This is a genomic window from Arthrobacter sp. Y3225116, from assembly GCF_059091245.1.
Window position 1 is genome coordinate 1 of sequence record NZ_JBNHGL010000527.1, and the last position, 681, is coordinate 681.

The 681-nt window shown below is 73.1% G+C and carries 1 protein-coding gene; it reads left to right on the forward strand.

The window, feature by feature from the left end:
- Nucleotides 1-681: FtsX-like permease family protein (locus tag AC5RV2_RS18770; protein WP_494093586.1), on the forward strand; the 681-nt coding region annotated here is incomplete at both ends.

Here is a 681-nt window from a genome sequence, read left to right on the forward strand (position 1 = left end):
GTCCGCGTCCGCGTCGACGCCGCCGGCTCCTGGGCCGACGCCGAAGACCAGATCAACGCCGTGGCCGCCGCGATCGAGGACCTCGGCCTGCAGACCCAGGTGGTGGCCGGCTCGGCCCGCGAGGACGTGTCCATCTACGTGCCCGACTACTACAAGGACGCCTCCGGCACGGTCAGCGACCTCGGCACCGTGCAGCAGTCCTGGGTCCGCCAGGGCGCGGCCGGCGAGGTGCAGGGCGCCCTGAGTGCCTCCAGCGCGGCGCTGCTCGCATTGACCGTCGGCGGCGCGGCCCTGTTGACCGCCGCCAGCGCCGTCGCCTTCACCCGCTCCCGCCGGACCGAAGCCGTGACGCTGCGGGCCATGGGCTGGAACCGGCGGCGCATCCGCTCCTGGTTCCTGAACGAGTTGCTGGTCGGCGGCGTCGCCGTGCTGGTGGTGGCCATCGTTGCCAGTGCCATCAGCCGCAGCGCCGTGACCCTGTGGGTGTCGCTGATCGCCCTGGTGGTCTACGGTGCCGCCGCCTTCATCTCGGCCGCCATGCTCAAGCCGCACCCGGCGAAGGACGTCGAACCCTCCGGGGCGGCCGGCGTGCCGTCGGTGAAGACCCCGCTGCAGTTCGCCGCCCGGCAGCTGAGCACCAACCGGTTCAACACCGTGGCCATCGCGCTGGGCGTCGCGGCG